Origin of the sequence: Streptomyces aurantiacus (assembly GCF_001418335.1) — a bacterium.
Classification (GTDB): Bacteria; Actinomycetota; Actinomycetes; order Streptomycetales; family Streptomycetaceae; genus Streptomyces; species Streptomyces aurantiacus.
In genome coordinates this window covers 63711-78898 of sequence record NZ_LIPP01000071.1, presented here as the reverse complement: position 1 = coordinate 78898, position 15188 = coordinate 63711, and the positions used below count along the sequence as shown (strand labels likewise).

General features: G+C 72.1%; 13 protein-coding genes. 7 read left to right on the top strand and 6 right to left on the bottom strand.

Features of this window, described 5'->3' with window-relative positions; all coding sequences use genetic code 11:
* The first annotated feature begins 272 nt into the window (after positions 1-272).
* Entirely contained in the window at positions 273-1928 is a 1656-nt protein-coding gene (locus tag AOK01_RS10745) for a serine/threonine-protein kinase (protein ID WP_055510782.1), read from the top strand.
* A gap of 163 nt (positions 1929-2091) precedes the next feature.
* The gene (locus AOK01_RS10740) at positions 2092-2484 is read left to right on the top strand and encodes a hypothetical protein (RefSeq protein ID WP_055510713.1); all 393 of its coding nucleotides are present in this window, start codon (positions 2092-2094) and stop codon (positions 2482-2484) included.
* A 19-nt stretch (positions 2485-2503) separates the two neighbouring features.
* On the opposite strand, the gene AOK01_RS10735 is transcribed toward AOK01_RS10740, so the two are convergent.
* On the bottom strand, positions 2504-3478 hold the full coding sequence (locus tag AOK01_RS10735; RefSeq protein WP_107099786.1) for an alpha/beta hydrolase family protein: 975 nt from the start codon (positions 3476-3478) through the stop codon (positions 2504-2506).
* A 297-nt stretch (positions 3479-3775) separates the two neighbouring features.
* On the opposite strand from AOK01_RS10735, the gene AOK01_RS10730 reads away from it, so the two are divergent.
* Both AOK01_RS10730 and AOK01_RS10725 read left to right on the top strand, forming a co-directional pair.
* The gene (locus AOK01_RS10730) at positions 3776-5440 is read left to right on the top strand and encodes an alkaline phosphatase D family protein (protein ID WP_055510712.1); all 1665 of its coding nucleotides are present in this window, start codon (positions 3776-3778) and stop codon (positions 5438-5440) included.
* 178 nt (positions 5441-5618) lie between these two features.
* Complete coding sequence (locus tag AOK01_RS10725; RefSeq protein WP_055510711.1) at positions 5619-6980, top strand: alpha-lytic protease prodomain-containing protein; 1362 nt, start codon at positions 5619-5621, stop codon at positions 6978-6980.
* 102 nt (positions 6981-7082) lie between these two features.
* Here the strand turns inward: AOK01_RS10725 and AOK01_RS10720 are convergent, their stop codons facing one another.
* From AOK01_RS10720 to AOK01_RS10700, 5 genes are read right to left on the bottom strand one after another with little or no spacing between them, the layout of a single operon-like run.
* On the bottom strand, positions 7083-8207 hold the full coding sequence (locus AOK01_RS10720) for a serine hydrolase domain-containing protein (RefSeq protein WP_107099785.1): 1125 nt from the start codon (positions 8205-8207) through the stop codon (positions 7083-7085).
* A 17-nt stretch (positions 8208-8224) separates the two neighbouring features.
* Entirely contained in the window at positions 8225-9145 is a 921-nt protein-coding gene (locus tag AOK01_RS10715; RefSeq protein ID WP_055510709.1) for a DUF6895 family protein, read from the bottom strand.
* Entirely contained in the window at positions 9142-10257 is a 1116-nt protein-coding gene (locus tag AOK01_RS10710; RefSeq protein WP_245702200.1) for a DUF6895 family protein, read from the bottom strand. Before AOK01_RS10710 ends, AOK01_RS10715 begins: the two co-directional genes overlap by 4 nt.
* A complete protein-coding gene (locus AOK01_RS10705; protein ID WP_055510708.1) occupies positions 10254-10964 on the bottom strand; it encodes a hypothetical protein in 711 nt (236 codons plus the stop codon). Before AOK01_RS10705 ends, AOK01_RS10710 begins: the two co-directional genes overlap by 4 nt.
* Positions 10965-10977: 13 nt before the next feature.
* Positions 10978-11166, bottom strand: coding sequence for a hypothetical protein (locus AOK01_RS10700; RefSeq protein WP_055510707.1), 189 nt, complete (start codon positions 11164-11166; stop codon positions 10978-10980).
* A 258-nt stretch (positions 11167-11424) separates the two neighbouring features.
* Between AOK01_RS10700 and AOK01_RS10695 the strand changes: the two genes are divergently transcribed.
* From AOK01_RS10695 to AOK01_RS10685, 3 genes are all read left to right on the top strand, one after another.
* Complete coding sequence (locus AOK01_RS10695; RefSeq protein WP_169800118.1) at positions 11425-11991, top strand: 2Fe-2S iron-sulfur cluster-binding protein; 567 nt, start codon at positions 11425-11427, stop codon at positions 11989-11991.
* Positions 11988-12980, top strand: a complete 993-nt coding sequence (locus tag AOK01_RS10690) for an FAD binding domain-containing protein (RefSeq protein ID WP_055510705.1) — start codon at positions 11988-11990, stop codon at positions 12978-12980. The genes AOK01_RS10695 and AOK01_RS10690 overlap by 4 nt, the downstream gene beginning before the upstream one ends.
* Before the next feature lie 63 nt (positions 12981-13043).
* Positions 13044-15173 (top strand): xanthine dehydrogenase family protein molybdopterin-binding subunit, encoded by a 2130-nt coding sequence (locus tag AOK01_RS10685; RefSeq protein WP_055510704.1) that lies wholly within the window; start codon positions 13044-13046, stop codon positions 15171-15173.
* The last annotated feature ends 15 nt before the right edge of the window (positions 15174-15188 follow it).

Genomic DNA, 15188 nt, shown 5'->3' with positions numbered 1-15188 from the left:
GGCTTCCTCATGGGGCCGAGTGGCGGAATAAGGGCGGAGAGTCCGGGTAGTGGGCTCCTGTCGTGAAAGCGGGACGTGGAGCCTGGGGAGGTCGCACGTCCCGCTTTCACGTCCCGTCCCGTTCCGGACTCGGACCCGACCTCTACCCCGAACGTGTAGCCGACAGCCACATCGGACATCAGCGGTCGCGGATCCGTTGAACACAGGCCATGGCTCACTGCGTATTCCTGGTGACTGGGAGCAAGGCTGCAAGGCTTCAGCGAGGGATGGGCATGGGCAACGCGGGTGCCGCTGCGAATGAGTTGGTCGCCGGAAGATATCGGCTGCAGGAGGTCGTCCACAGCGAAGTGAGCTGCGTCTGCTGGTACGGCGAGGACATCGCGTACGCGCGTCCCCGGCTGCTGACGCAGACGCACCTGCCGCCCGATCCGCTGCAGGGCCCGGCCGGGCCGACCGCCGCGCGGATCATGCACGCCGCCGAGGTCATGGGCCTGCGGTGGCCGGGGAGCGTGGCGAGCGTCATCGACGTCGTCGAGGAACCCGGCAGTCTGTGGACGGTCGTCGAATGGATCGACGGCATGCCTCTGGGAGAGTTCCTCGACCAGTACGGCGCACTCGACCACGTACGGGCCGCCCGCATCGGGCTCGACCTCCTCGACGTAATGGAGTCCGCACACGCCGAGGGCCTCGTCCATGGCGAACTGAGCCTCGGTCAGGTGTTCGTGCGGGACCACGGAGGCGTGACCGTGGCCGGTTACGGCCTGGCGGGCGCGGGTCCGTCGGCACGGATCGGCGCACCGGCGTACGCGTCGCCGGAACAGGCCCGGGACGAGTCCTACGGTGCACCGGCCGACCTCTGGGCGCTGGGCGCGCTGCTCCACACGATGACCGAGGGACGCCCGCCCTTCCGTGACCGTGGCCGGCCCGAGGCGACCCTCAAGTCGATCGTGCGGCAGACGCCGCGCAGCCCGCGGCGCGCCGGTCCACTCGCCCGGATCATCCAGGGACTGCTCCGCAAGGACTCCCGTGAACGGCTCACCGGGCCCGTGGTCCGCGATGCCCTCGCCCACATCGTCAGTAGTGAGGACTCCGCGACGGTACGGACGACGGTTCCACCGCCGCGGTCCTCGGTCCACCGCCTCGTGCACATGGTCCGGGGCAGACAGCACCTCGGCCGTGTGACGCTCATCGCAACCGCGGTGGCCGCGGCCGTAGCCCTGACCGTCACCGCCCTCGCCGCGACCGGCGACAGTTCCGGCGCCGATTCCTCCGTATCCGGCGCGGCAGCTTCTCGTACAGGTCCCCTCTTTCCTGACGGAGGCGGCGACGAGGCGAGTACGTCCGCGCCCGGCGCCGCGGCCCCCACGGCGTCCCCTTCTTCTTCCCCTTCGCCCACTTCTTCTCCCTCCTCTCCCTCTTCCTCTCGTTCGCCTTCGCCTTCGGCCTCCGCCAGTGGGGCTCTTCCGGCCGGATTCCGCGTCTACACGGCGCCGGAGGGTTTCGCCGTCGCCCTCCCCGAGACCTGGGAGCGAGTCGGTACCGATCGCGCCGACGACCGTTCCTACCGTGTCGTCTTCGGTGCCGACGGCGACCCGCGGAGCCTGGCCGTCACCTACAGCACGCGTGTCGGCTCCGACCCGGTCGCCGTGTGGCGGGACGTCGTCGAACCCTCGTTGCAGGAAGGGGCCGGTTACGACAGGTTGGGTGCGATCCGCGCGACGACCTACCAGGGGCGCGAGGCCGCCGACATGGAGTGGGTCGAAGAGTCCGGGGGCACGCGCGTACGCACCTTCGGGCGTGGGTTCCTCATCGGGGGCGGCGAGGGCTTCTCACTCCGCTGGACGACCCCGGACGCCGACTGGGACACCCCTGGCAACCAGCAGGCGTTGAAGACCTTCCTGGCGACCTTCCGCGGCCTGTCGGGCTGACGGGCATCATTGGCCGACCGTACGGGTCACCGCGCGTCCGCCCGATGGAAGAATTCGAGTGCGGCCCGGACCCGGCGAGTGGGGGTCCTCCCTGCTCGATGAGCCGGGAGGAGCGTGCCCTGTCCCGCGCCGCGCAGAAGTGGGGTACGAGGAGGGAGCAAGCATGATCGAGTGGGTGCGGCTGAGCAGAGGTGTCCGGGCTGTTCCCCGGCCCGTCGCCACCCCGTTCGTCTGGTTCGCGGCCTTCACCGGCGCCTTGCTGCTGGTGGCGGTCATCAACCAGCTCGGCGACCCCGGGCAGCCCACCACGGCCCTGATCGCGCTGTCCCTCCTCGCCGCCGTGCTCGGACTGTGCGCCCGCTTCACCGCCGCACCCGGCACCGCCGCCCTGTGCTGGCTGTTCCTCAACGGCTTCGCCATCCCGCCCGCAGGACAACTCACCTGGGCCGGACACCGCGACACCACCTGGCTCGCCTGCCTGCTCGCCGCGACGGTCGCCGGGACCGCCGTCGCCCGCATCGTCAACGCCCGCGCCGCGTACCGACGCCTCACCTAACGGAGTCCTATTAGGCGCGTTACTTGGATTCGATCCGTCCGAGCGCGTCGGGGCCGGTCGTCAGCGCGTCGAGTGCGGTCTGCCAGGCCGGGTCTCCGGGGTGGAGCTCGGTGCGGAGGTAGGCCCAGGTGAGGCGCTGGACCGCGGACACCCGCTCGGGGTTCTCGTCCGTGGTTTCGGCGACGTCGTAGCCGGAGACTCCGCCGAGCCCGTGTTCCGCGTCGAACAGGGTGAGCAGGGATTTGGGGCCCGGGGCGAGGAAGTACGGATCGGCGTGCCAGGCGGGGCCCGCAACCGTCAGATGAGCGGAGGTGTCCTTGTCGCCCGCGACCACGAGCGCGGGCGTCGACATCCGGGAGAAGTCCGTGGTCGAGAAGAAGGACATGTTCTTGGCGACGGACTCGGTGAGGGCGTCGCCCCCGCGGCCGGGCGCGGCAAGCAGTACGCCTGCCGTGATCCGGCCATCGGCCAGGTCCACCTCCGTGCCGTCGTCCGGATCGGTCAGTCGCGCGCCCAGCAGCAGGCTCGCGGTGTGCCCGCCCATCGAGTGCCCTGCCACCGCGACCCTGCTGTGGTCCAGGCGCCCTCGGAGCTGCGGGACGGCCGCCTCGATCGCGTCGAACCGGTCGAGGACGAGCCGCATGTCCTCCGCCCGCGATCGCCAGTGCAGAGGCGCCCCGGGGGTGTTGGGATCCAGGTTCAGGGTCCGCGAGCTCAGATGGGTGGGCTGGATCACGGCAAAGCCGTGCGCCGCCCAGAAGTTGACGAGGGGTGCGTAGCCGTTCAGGGAGGAGAGGTGGTTCGAGTACCCCTGGCCGTGTGACAGGAGAATGACCGGCAGGTCCTCCCCGGTCACGGGCGCGGAGACGCGCAGCTCCAGGTCCACGGCCCGGCCGGGGGCCGGCAGTACCACCGGGCTCACGGAGAGGACGGGAACGGGCGAGTTGAAGGTGCCGGCTGTGTCGGTCGAATCGCTCACGAGGCGTCTTTCCATTCGATTTTCCATGTGATGGGCCCTTGCCGCCGGACCCTTCGGGCGTCGGCGGACGAGGCGGTCAGGAGTGCCGACATCGGCCGCTCCTGAAGTGGAACGTTGTTCCGTTTAATGTACGGAGCACGGTTCCGTTTTGTCAACGGCCGTCGTAGGGGCGCGGCGCGGATGCCCGACCCCTCCCGCGCCTGCCGTATATGTGAGCTTTATCTGTTTAGCATGCGTCTGATCCACTTCCTGTGGCCCCGCCGCACGTAGTCCGTGGGTCCGTTGTGCCGTCAACCGTGAGAGGAGCCTTCTATGGCCCCGGCAGGCCGTCGCAGAGCGCTGACGCAGGACACCTCGTCACGACACGACCCCGAATCGCGCGCCGCGGCGCGGCACTTCGGGCGCCGCCGCTTCCTCACGATCACCGCCGCCGCTGCCGCCCTCGCCTTCACCACCGACCTGCCGGCCCGCGGAGCGGCAGGCGCCTCCGGGCTCGACGCGGCGAGGATCCCCAGTGATCCGTTCACGCTCGGCATCGCCTCCGGAGACCCGCAGCCCGGCTCGGTGCTGCTGTGGACCCGGCTCGCGCCGTCCCCGTACGAGCCGGGCGGCGGGCTGCCCGGCCAGTACGTGGCCGTCGACTGGGAGGTGGCCGCCGACGAGCGCTTCGCCCAGCCCGTCCGCAGGGGCACCGCCATCGCGCACCCCGAGTACAACCACAGCCTGCACATCGAGGTCGAGGGCCTGGAGCCCGGCCGTGTCTACCACTACCGGTTCAAGGCCGGGACCTGGATCAGCCCGACGGGCCGTACCCGCACGGCACCGGCCACCACGGCCGCCGCCACGAAGCTCACCTACGCGGCCGTGGCCTGCCAGGCCTACCACGACGGGTACTTCACGGTGCACCGCCATCTCGCGCAGGACGACGTCGACGTGGTGTTCCACCTCGGCGACTACCTCTACGAGTACGCGGTGAACTCCGCGGGCGGCGCGCGCGACTACACCGACCGGAAGCTGCCCGCCTTCTTCAACCGCGAGACCAAGACCCTGGACGACTACCGGCTGCGCTACGCCCTCTACAAGAGCGACCCCGACCTGCGGGCGGCCCACGCGGCGCATCCCTTCGTCGTCACCTGGGACGACCACGAGACCGAGAACAACTACGCGGGCTCCGTCAGCGAGAACGGCGAGCCGCCGCAGGAGTTCCTGCTGCGCCGCGCCGCCGCCTACCGGGCGCACTGGGAGAACCAGCCCCTGCGCAACGCGCAACTGCCCAGCGGACCGGACATGCGGCTCTACCGCCGGCTCCAGTGGGGCACGCTCGCGCAGTTCGACGTCCTCGACACCCGCCAGTACCGCTCCGACCAGGCGTACGGGGACACCCCGCACGCACCCGGTCCCGAGTCGGACGATCCGGCCCGCACCCTCACGGGCGCCGCGCAGGAGAAGTGGCTCATCGACGGCTGGCGGGCCTCGGAGGCCCTGTGGAACGTCATGCCCCAACAGGTGTGCTTCTCGCAGCGCAAGTTCGACCTCGACGCCCAGGCGAAGATGTCCATGGACGCCTGGGACGGCTACCGGGCCTCGCGCCGGCGGGTCCTCGACGGCGCGCGGGCGGCCGGGGTCGAGAACCTGGTGGTCATGACGGGTGACGTGCACGTCGGGTACGCCTTCGACATCAAGGACGACTTCGACGATCCGGACTCGAAGACGCTGGGCACGGAGATCGTCGCCACCTCGGTCGCGAGCGGCAAGGACGGCGCGGAGAAGCCCGCCAACTGGGCCACGTACCTCAAGGCCAACCCGCACCTGAAGTTCTACAACGGGCGGCGCGGCTATGTGCGGGTGTCGCTGGACCGCCAGAAGGCGCGGGCCGACTTCCGGACGGTCTCCGCCGTGACGACGCCGGGCGCACCGGTCACGACCGCCGCGTCCTTCGTGACCGAGGCGGGCGACCCGGGCCTCAAGCCCGCCTGACCCCAGGGCCGCGGTACCTGGTGAGCCGGTCCCTCGGCACCCGGTACTCCGCCGGGCGGGTCCTTCGTGTCGTCCGATGCGCCGAACCGGGGCGAAGTGGACATTTTCTGAGTCCATGTCGGCAAGGTCTAGGTTCCCGACACCTTTCTCCACCTTTCCCCGAACGAGGAGTCATCCGATGGTCCACAGACATGCCGGCGGAGCAGCCCGGACCGCCCTGACCGTGCTCGGCGCACTCGTGCTCACGGGGCCGCCGGCCGCCGCCGCCGCGGCCGTCGAGCCCCCCGTACCCTCCTCCGCGCAGACACTCGGTTCCGTCAGACCGTCGTCGGCCGTCCTGCACGCGCTGCGGCGGGACCTGGGCCTGACGAGCGCGCAGGCCCAGGCGCGACTGGTGAACGAGGCGGAGGCGGGCACGCGCGCCGGCCGGCTCCAGAACGCGCTGGGCAAGCACTTCGCCGGTGCCTGGGTGCACGGCACGACCTCGGCGGCCCTGACCGTCGCGACCACCCACGCCGCGGACGCCCCCGCCATCAAGGCGGCCGGGGCGCAGGCGAAGGTCGTCAGTCACACGCTGCAGGACTTGCAGGCCGCCAGGACGAAGCTGGACGCCGCCGCGGTGGGCAAGTCCCTCGACACGCCCGTCCGGTACGTCGACGTGCGGACCAACCAGGTGACGGTGCAGGCGACGAGCGCCGCGGCGGCCGACAGGCTCGTCGCCGCCGCGGGCATCGACCGGCGCCTCGTGAACGTCAAGGTGTCGGCGGACCGCCCGCGCACCCTGTTCGACGTCCGGGGCGGTGACGCGTACTACATCGACGACAAGGCCCGCTGTTCGGTGGGGTTCTCCGTGACCAAGGGCGAGCAGCAGGGGTTCGCCAGCGCCGGGCACTGCGGCAAGGCGGATGCCAAGACCTCCGGCTTCAACAAGGTCGCCCAGGGCACCTTCGAGGCCTCGGTCTTCCCGCGGCAGGACATGTCCTGGGTCGCCGTCAACAGCCAGTGGACCGCCACGCCCGCCGTCAAGGGCGAGGGTGACGCGAACGTGCAGGTCACCGGCTCGGTGCAGGCGCTGGTGGGCGCGGCGATCTGCCGGTCGGGCTCCACCACCGGCTGGCACTGCGGGACGATCGAGCAGCACGGCACCAGCGTGAGCTACGCCGAGGGCGAGGTCGACGGAGTGACCCGTACGACGGTGTGCGCGGAGCCCGGCGACTCCGGCGGCTCCTTCGTCTCCGGCACCCAGGCCCAGGGCGTCACGTCCGGGGGCACCGGCGACTGCAAGAAGGGCGGAATCACCTTCCACCAGCCCATCAACCCGGTGCTCAGCACGTACGGCCTGACGCTGAAGACCGCCACGGGGCAGAGCGGCACGCCCGCCCCGGAGGACGACCGGGCGACCGGCTGGACCGCGGGCCAGGTCTACGAGACCGGGACGCGGGTCACCTACGACGGTGTCTCGTACCAGTGCCTGCAGACGCACCAGGCGCAGGGAGTGTGGCAGCCCCGCCTCACGCCGGCCCTGTGGCAGCGCCTCTGACGATCACGCGGTCGCCGCGGCGGCGCGGGATGCCGGTCTCGGAACCTGGCCCCTCGCGCCGCTTGCCCGCCCGCCGTGCCCACTCCGCCAGTGATCGTGGCTTCACGCCTCGGCCAGCAGCGCGTACGCCGTCGCCACGAAGGTGTCGCGGGCCCGGAAGCGGCGGGTGCACACGGCGGCCAGCGCCGTGCCGGTGTCGGGCCTGAACCCCAGGAACGCCTGCTGGCCGAGTGTCGCCCCGCAGTGGAAGTACATCGGGCCGTGCCCGGTGGGGTGCTGGAACCAGCCCACCGTGTGCACATGCCGGTGCCCCCAGCCGCGCCGGAGGACCGGACGGCGTACCGCCCGCAGCGCACCGGCCAGGGGGCGGCCCGACGGATCCAGATGGGCTTCGAGGAACGTCAGCAGGTCGTGCGGGGTCGCCCGGACCGCGCCGGCCGCCTGGAATCCGCCGACGTTCAACGGGGACGTGCGCGTCGAGCCGTCCTTGCGGTGTCCGATCGCGTCGATGCCGGGGCCGCCGGGCCGAAGAGCGGTGCCGTCCAGCCCCAGTGGCCGCAGCACCTGCCCGGTGAGCAGGTCGTCCCAGGGCGTCGCGGTGGCCGCCGCCAGGGCGTGACCGAGCACGGCGACACCGAAGTTGGAGTAGTGCCAGCGGGTGCCGGGGCGCCGGCGTGGCCGACGGCGCAGAAAGGCGTCGACGACTCGCCGGTCCGGGTATCCGGCGTACGGGTCGGTGCGCCAGGTGGGCAGGGCCCGGAGGAAGAAGTCGGCGGGCAGGGCAGGCAGTCCGGACGTGTGGGTGATCAAGTGCGCGAGGGTGACGGGGAGTTGCCCGGCCGGCCGGGCGGGGTCCAGGCAGGCAGCGGCCGGTGCGCCCGCGGACAGGACGCCCGACTGCGTCAGCTGGGCCAGGAGCAGCGCGGTGAACGTCTTGGAGGCCGAGCCGATCTCGTAGCGCAGCCGGTCGCGGGGAACGGGCGGGGGCGGCCCGGTGCCACCGCAGCGCACCGCGCGGTGGCCGTCCCGGGAGAGGGCGAGGACGACGTCGGGCGCGTCCACGGCACCGACGGCGTCGTCGAGCAGCTCCCGCACCGCCTCGCCGTCCGGGTGCGCCTCCGCCGGCCGGCGCCCCGACGAGTGCTCCGGTGGGCGCCGCGGCGGGAGTTCGCCGGTGACGCCGAAGGGATCGCCCGGCCAGGGTGCGGGTCGTGGCGTCTGTGACATCCGTGGCGTCCGTGACGTCATGCCGGTGCGTGCACCAGCTGCGTGAGGGCGCGGGAAGTGGCCAGTACGGAGGCGAAGGCCGCGACCAGCGTCGGGTGGTAGACGAGGTCGAACAGTTCCTCGGCGTCGCCCTGCGGCATTGTGCGCACGGCCGGCATCGCCCCGTCCGGCTGCTGGGCGGCGGCGAAACCCTCCCAGGCCCGCTCGTCCAGCGTGGGGCGCGGCAGGCAGGCATCGACGACGAGCAGTTCGCCGAGCAGGTCCCAGCGCGCCAGGTCGAGCCAGTCGTCCAGCCAGACCGGCAGCCAGGTGGCGAGATAGCCGGCGAGCCGGTCCGGTATGCCGTCGGGGCGCTCTCCCCAGTCGGTGAGGTGGAAGACGGTGTGCGTGACGTCGTAGGCGATGTGCCCTTCGACGGTCCAGGGCTCGGGGGTGCGCCCGAGCCAGGTCGTGCCGACGAGCTCGGACTCCGGCGGCCGGGGCGCCAGCCCGAAACGGCGCTGGAACGCGGAGAGTCCGAGGCGGCGCGCCGGGGGCACCTCGTAGGCCGCGAAGCTCTCCAGCCGATGGTTGAGCAGCAGGGCCTGCTCGATCTCGGGCCGGCTGTAGCCCAGTTCCCTGAACGGCAGATAGACCTCGAAGGGGATGGGGGAGAGGGGCTCGATGCGGTGGCCGCGGACCAGCATCCGGCCGCCGTCCAGCGTGTCGCGCCAGGCGTGGTCGAGCAACTGCCGTGCCAGCTGGGCCTGTCGTGAGCCCGCCACCCCTTCGCGGAACAACACCTTGCAGATGATGGCCAGTTCACCGACCGGCTTGAAGCGTTCCAGGAAGCCGACCTCCGGGTCGACGTCCTGCTCCAGGCGGAACCCGTCGCGGTGGGCGTGCAGCCACTCCAGGGCGCCGGTTCCGACGGTGTGGATGAGCCGGGTGCTGGTCATCTCGACCCTCCTCGTCCACCACCCTGCCCCGGATACGCCGCGTGCTCGAAGGCGCGTACCTTCTCGGCGCTTACCTTCTCTGTCGGCACGCCGCGGCCGGCGTTCACGCCGTCGACGGCGTTCACGCCGTCCTCGGGGCGCACGCTCCCGTCGGCGCTCTCGCGCAGGCGGTCGGTGGTCAGCGCGGCGGCGAAGGCCGTCATCAGGGTCGAGTGGTAGCAGCCGATGAAATCGTGTGCGGGTGAGTGTGCGGGCGGGTGGCCCTCTCGTCCGGTGCCGACCTCCGGGACGGCGCCGGACGCGTCCTGGGCGCGTGCGAGCTTCGCCCAGGCCTCCCGCAGCATCGCCCGGTCCGGCGGGCCGGGCAGGCTGCAGGACACGGCCAGCAGTTCACAGCTCAGGTCCCACTGCTCGTCCTCCAGACAGGTGTCCAGCCAGGGCGGAAGCCACTGCCGGAGGTAGCCGGAGACCGGTGGCGGAACGCTCTGCGGAGTCAGGCCCCAGTCGGTGAGGTGGAAGATCACGTGCGTGAGCGTGTATCCGGCGGCCCGTTCGAACGTCCAGGGCTCCGGCAGGCCGCCCAGCCAGGTACGGCGCAGCGCCCGCGGCATGTCGTCGTGGGGCGCGATGCCGCCCCGGCGCTCGGAGTTGAGGACGCTGAGGCGCCGGTTCGGTTCCTGCTCCGTCACCTGCCAGCCGCGCGTCCGGGCCACCGTCGCGGTGGCGCGCTCGTAGCCGGTGTGCCGCAGCCCGGCCGCCGCGAACGCCGCGTAGATCTCCAGGGGGTACGTCGCGAAGGGTTCGAGACGCTGCAGTTCGACGAACAGGGCGCCGTGGCCGGTCTGTTGCCAGGCGAAGTCCAGCAGGTCGGAAGCGGTCGCGTGCAGCGGGTCAGTTGGTTCGGTGTGCCGGCGGACACTGACGCACACCTGCGCCAGTTCGCCGAGGGGCTTCCAGGTGAAGTTCACGTTGCCGTGCTCGGCGAGTGCGTCGTCGCCGAGCGCGAACTCGCCGCGGTGGGCGGACACCCAGGCCAACGCGGCCTCGCCGACTCCCTGGACATCGCGGAGCCTCTTGACATCGTGGAGCCTCTGGACGTCGCGGGGCGTCACACCCGTACTCCGGCCCGCATCAGATGCGCCGCCTCGATCTGCAGAGCCACGCGTGGATCGTCGCAGCCCATCTGCGCCACGAAGTCGAGTCCGGCCTCCAGACCGAGCGTCGGGGGTACGTCGTCGAGGAGGACCAGCCAGCGTCCCGCCCCGGCCGCCTGGAGCCAGTCGCGGCGGCGGACCGCCCGTACGAATCCACGGGCGACGTCGACAGGGCGGCCGCGGGCCACACGGGCCACCGCGGAGTCCCCGGCGGGCACCGCGAGCGGGGCCAGCACGGCGAGTTGGTGGGTCAGCGACTGCCACGAGGCGTCGTCGAGCCAGGCCGCCTGCGGTTCCGGGTCGTGCCCTGCCGCGCCGTCGAGGGACGCGTCCAGCCGCAGGAGTGTTCGCTTCATGGCCCAGTGGCTCCACACCGAGGTGGGAGAGGCGTCGGAGGGGGGCGGGTAGGCGTGCACGGCCCTGCTGAACACGGCGAGGTCGTCGGGTTCGGGAGGTGTGCGGTGCAGGACGCTCGGCAGGGCGGCGTCGGCGCCCACCACGCGTACGGCGGCGAGGGCGAGCCCGTCGGCCGCTTCCGGTCCGTCGGCTCCCCTGACGCTGCCGGCCAGCCGGAACGGGCCTCCGCTCCGAAGAGCGGAGACCAGTTCCGAGGTCAGGCCCTGCACTGCGCCCGCGAGGCGGGTCGAAGTGCCTGACTGCTCCATGTGGCTGCCTCCGTCAACCCTTCTTCGGCCGCGGGGTGGGCGGCGACAGCAGCAGTGACGTCGACCCCGACGTCAGGGCCAGCGCCGCGCACTCACGGCTGTCGCGGTAGGTGCCGTCGGCCTCGATCGGGTCGAGAGCCGCTTCTACGTCCACACCCTGGACCTCGGTGAGCTCGTCGGCCAGAAACTCGGTGGAAGACATACCACCATCCCCTTTACGAGAGACGTGTACTTCTCCCAGCATGAGTGACCGCTTCGAGCGGACTTATTCGTAAAAGAGGGATATGTCTTTTCTGTACCGTCTTCAACTTCCCCTGGGAGCCGAAACCCGGCAGGCGGATGCGGATGCGGGAATGTGTGGCGGGCCGCAGCCTGGATACGTGAGCTGCGAAGTCCGGAGCGCCGAAGTCCGGAGTGCCGTCGGGAGGTCATGAACAGCATGGGCAGCCGAGAACACAGCATGGGCGCGGACGACGCCACCGGGTCACCCGACCGCCACCATTCCGAAGTGACGCTGCGGGTGAACGGCAAGCCGCACACCCTCATCGTCGACCACCGCTCCGTCCTGCTGGACGTACTGCGTGAACGGCTCGACCTCGTCGGCGCCAAGAAGGGCTGCGACCACGGTCAGTGCGGTGCCTGCACGGTCCTGGTGGACGGCCGTCGCGTCAACGGCTGTCTGCTGCCCGCGGTGGCCCTCGACGGCTGCGACATCACGACGGTGGAGGGACTCGCCGCCGGTGCCGCCGGTGCCACCGGTGAGGAACTGCACCCGCTGCAGCGGGCCTTCGTGGAGCGCGACGCCTTCCAGTGCGGCTACTGCACCCCGGGACAGATCTGCAGCGCCGTCGGTGCGATCGCCGAGGCCGAGGCCGGTCACCCCTCTCACGTGACGGATCCCGAGGCGCCGTCCGGGCAGCCCGTCCCGCTCGGCCCCGACGAGATCCGCGAGCGGCTCAGCGGCAACCTCTGCCGCTGCGGCGCCTATCCGAACATCGTGCGGGCCGTCGAGGACGTGATCCGGTGAAACCCTACGCATACGCCCGTGCCGGCAGCGTCGAGGAGGCGGCCGAGCTGTACGCGGCCCACCCCGGCGCCCGCTACCTCGGCGGCGGCACCAACCTGGTCGACCTGATGAAGCTGGGTGTGGAGGAGCCGGCCGCCCTCGTCGACGTCAGCCGGCTGCCCCTCGACACGGTGGACGAACTGCCCGACGGATCGCTACGGATCGGCGCCACGGTCCGCAACAGCGACCTCGCGGCCCACCCCACGGTGCGCGACCGCTACCCGGCGCTGTCGCAGGCCGTCCTGGCCGGTGCCTCCGGACAGCTGCGCAACGCGGCCACCACCGGCGGAAACCTCCTCCAGCGCACCCGCTGTCCGTACTTCCAGGACACGGACGAACCCTGCAACAAGCGTGCGCCCGGCTCCGGTTGCGGCGCCCGGGACGGCGTCCACCGCGACCACGCGGTGCTCGGACACTCGCCGCAGTGCATCGCCACCCATCCCTCCGACATGGCCGTCGCGCTGGCGGCCCTGGACGCGGACGTCGAGCTGTACGGGGCGGACGGGCCGCGGATCGTGCCCGTCGCCGAGTTCCACCGGCTGCCGGGGGACCACCCCGAACAGGACACGGTGATCCGCCCCGGCGAGCTCATCACCGGCGTGCTCCTGCCGGCGGCCGGGGCCGGGCTGCCCTCGCTGTACCGCAAGGCCCGCGACCGGGCCTCGTACGCCTTCGCCCTCGCCTCCGTCGCCGCGGTGATCGGTGTGGAGGGCGGCGTCGTCCGGCACGCCGGCATCGCCTTCGGCGGACTGGCCCACCGCCCCTGGCGGGCCCGGCAGGCGGAACAGGCGCTGCTGGGCGCAGCCCCCACGACGGCGGCGTTCGAGCGGGCCGCGGACCTCGAACTCGCCGCCGCCGAACCGCTGCGGGACAACGCGTACAAAATCAGGCTGGCCCGCAATCTCGCGGTCGACGTCCTGGAACGGCTCGTGCCGCCCGCCGCGACGTGAACGCGCGACCTGAACACGCGACCTGAACAACAGCCTGCACAGCAACCGTCAGGAGGAAGCAGCATGGCCGACACCGGCACCACGCTGGGCGCGCCCGCCGAGCGCAGGGAGGGCCGGGACAAGGTCACCGGCAGTGCTCGCTACGCCGCCGAACAGACCGACGCCGGCCGGGTCCACGCGTGGCCGGTGGTCGCCGGGATCGCCCACGGGACGGTCCGTGCCGTCCACACCGGCGCCGCCCTGGCCCTGCCCGGAGTCCTCACGGTGCTCAGCCACGACAACGCTCCCCGGCTGGCCCCCGCGGACGACGCCACGCTCGCGGTCCTGCAGAGCCCGCGCGTGCCGCACCGCGGCTGGATCGTCGCCCTGGTCGTCGCCGAGACGCTGGAGGAGGCCCGCGCCGGCGCCGCCGCGGTCCGCGTCGACTACGACGCCGTACCGCACGACGTGACGCTGACCGACGACCATCCCGACGCCTACACGCCCGAGCAGGCCAACGGCGGTTCCCCCGCGCACCGTGAACAGGGCGACCCCGAGGCGGCGTTCGCGGACGCGGAGGTACGCGTCGACACCCACTACCGCGTCCCGCCGCTGCACAACCACCCCATGGAGCCGCACGCGGCCACCGCACGCTGGGACGGCGGCCGGCTCGTGGCGCACGACTCCAGCCAGGGCGCCACGACCGTACGCACCGTCCTGGCGTCACTGTTCCGGCTCGCCGAGGACGACGTCACCGTCATCAGCGAACACGTCGGCGGCGGGTTCGGGTCCAAAGGCACCCCGCGCCCCCCTGTGGTGCTGGCCGCGATGGCGGCGCGGGAGACCGGCCGTCCCGTCACCGTCGCACTGCCGCGGCGGTTCATGGCCGCGCTCGTCGGCCACCGGGCGCCCACCCTGCACCGGTTCCGGCTCGGCGCCACCGCGGACGGCACCCTCACGTCGTCCCTCCACGAGGTCACCACCCACACGTCCCGCATCAAGGAGTTCGTGGAGCAGGCCGCCGTGCCCAGCCGGGTCATGTATGCGGCACCGCACCGGCTCAGCTCGCACCAGGTGGTCCCGCTGGACGTGCCCAGCCCGTCCTGGATGCGTGCCCCCGGCGAGGCGCCGGGCATGTACGCCGTGGAGTCGGCCATGGACGAACTCGCCGTCGAGGCGGGCCTGGACCCCGTGGAACTGCGCGTCACCAACGAGCCGGACACCGAACCCGACAGCGGCAAGCCGTTCAGCAGCCGTCATCTGGTCGAGTGCCTGCGAGAGGGCGCCCGGCGCTTCGACTGGGCACGGCGCGACCCCCGCCCCCGTTCCCGCGCGGAGGGGCCGCTCCTTGTCGGCACGGGGGTGGCCGCCGCCACCTACCCGGTGATGATCAACCCGGCGCAGGCGACGGCCCACGGGACCCCCGACGGCCGTTTCGTCGTCCGGATCAACGCCACGGACATCGGCACCGGCGCCCGCACCGTCCTCGCCCAGATCGCCGCCCACACCCTCGGCGTCCCCCTGGACCGCGTACACGTCGACATGGGCGACAGCGACCTGCCGCCGGCCCCGCTGGCCGGCGGCTCCTCGGGCACGGCGTCCTGGGGCTGGGCCGTCCACGACGCGTGTACGCGGCTGGCGGCGAGGCTTGCCGGGCACACCGGGCCACTGCCGGACGACGGGCTCCGCACGCACGCCGACACGACGGGCAGCGCCGACGCCGACAGCCCGTACGCCCGGCACGCCTTCGGCGCCCACTTCGCCGAGGTCACGGTCGACACGGTGAGCGGAGAGGTACGGGTACGGCGCCTCCTGGGCGTGTACGCCGCCGGACGCATCCTCAACGCCCGCACCGCCCGCTCCCAGTTCATCGGGGGCATGACCATGGGCCTGGGCATGGCACTGACCGAGGGCAGCACCATGGACGGCGCGTCCGGCGCCTTCGTGGAGTCCGACCTGGCCGCCTATCACGTCCCGGCGCACGCCGACGTCCCGGACATCGAGGCGCACTGGATCGACGAGGAGGACCCCCATCTCAACCCGATGGGCAGCAAGGGCATCGGCGAGATCGGCATCGTCGGCACGGCGGCGGCCATCGGCAACGCCGTCCACCACGCCACGGGCGTCCGCTATCGGGAACTGCCCCTGAGTCCGGACAAGGTGCTGACGGGGCTGACGGGGCTTACCCCGCCGATCCCTACCCCGACAGGGTGAGGCGCCGCCCGACGG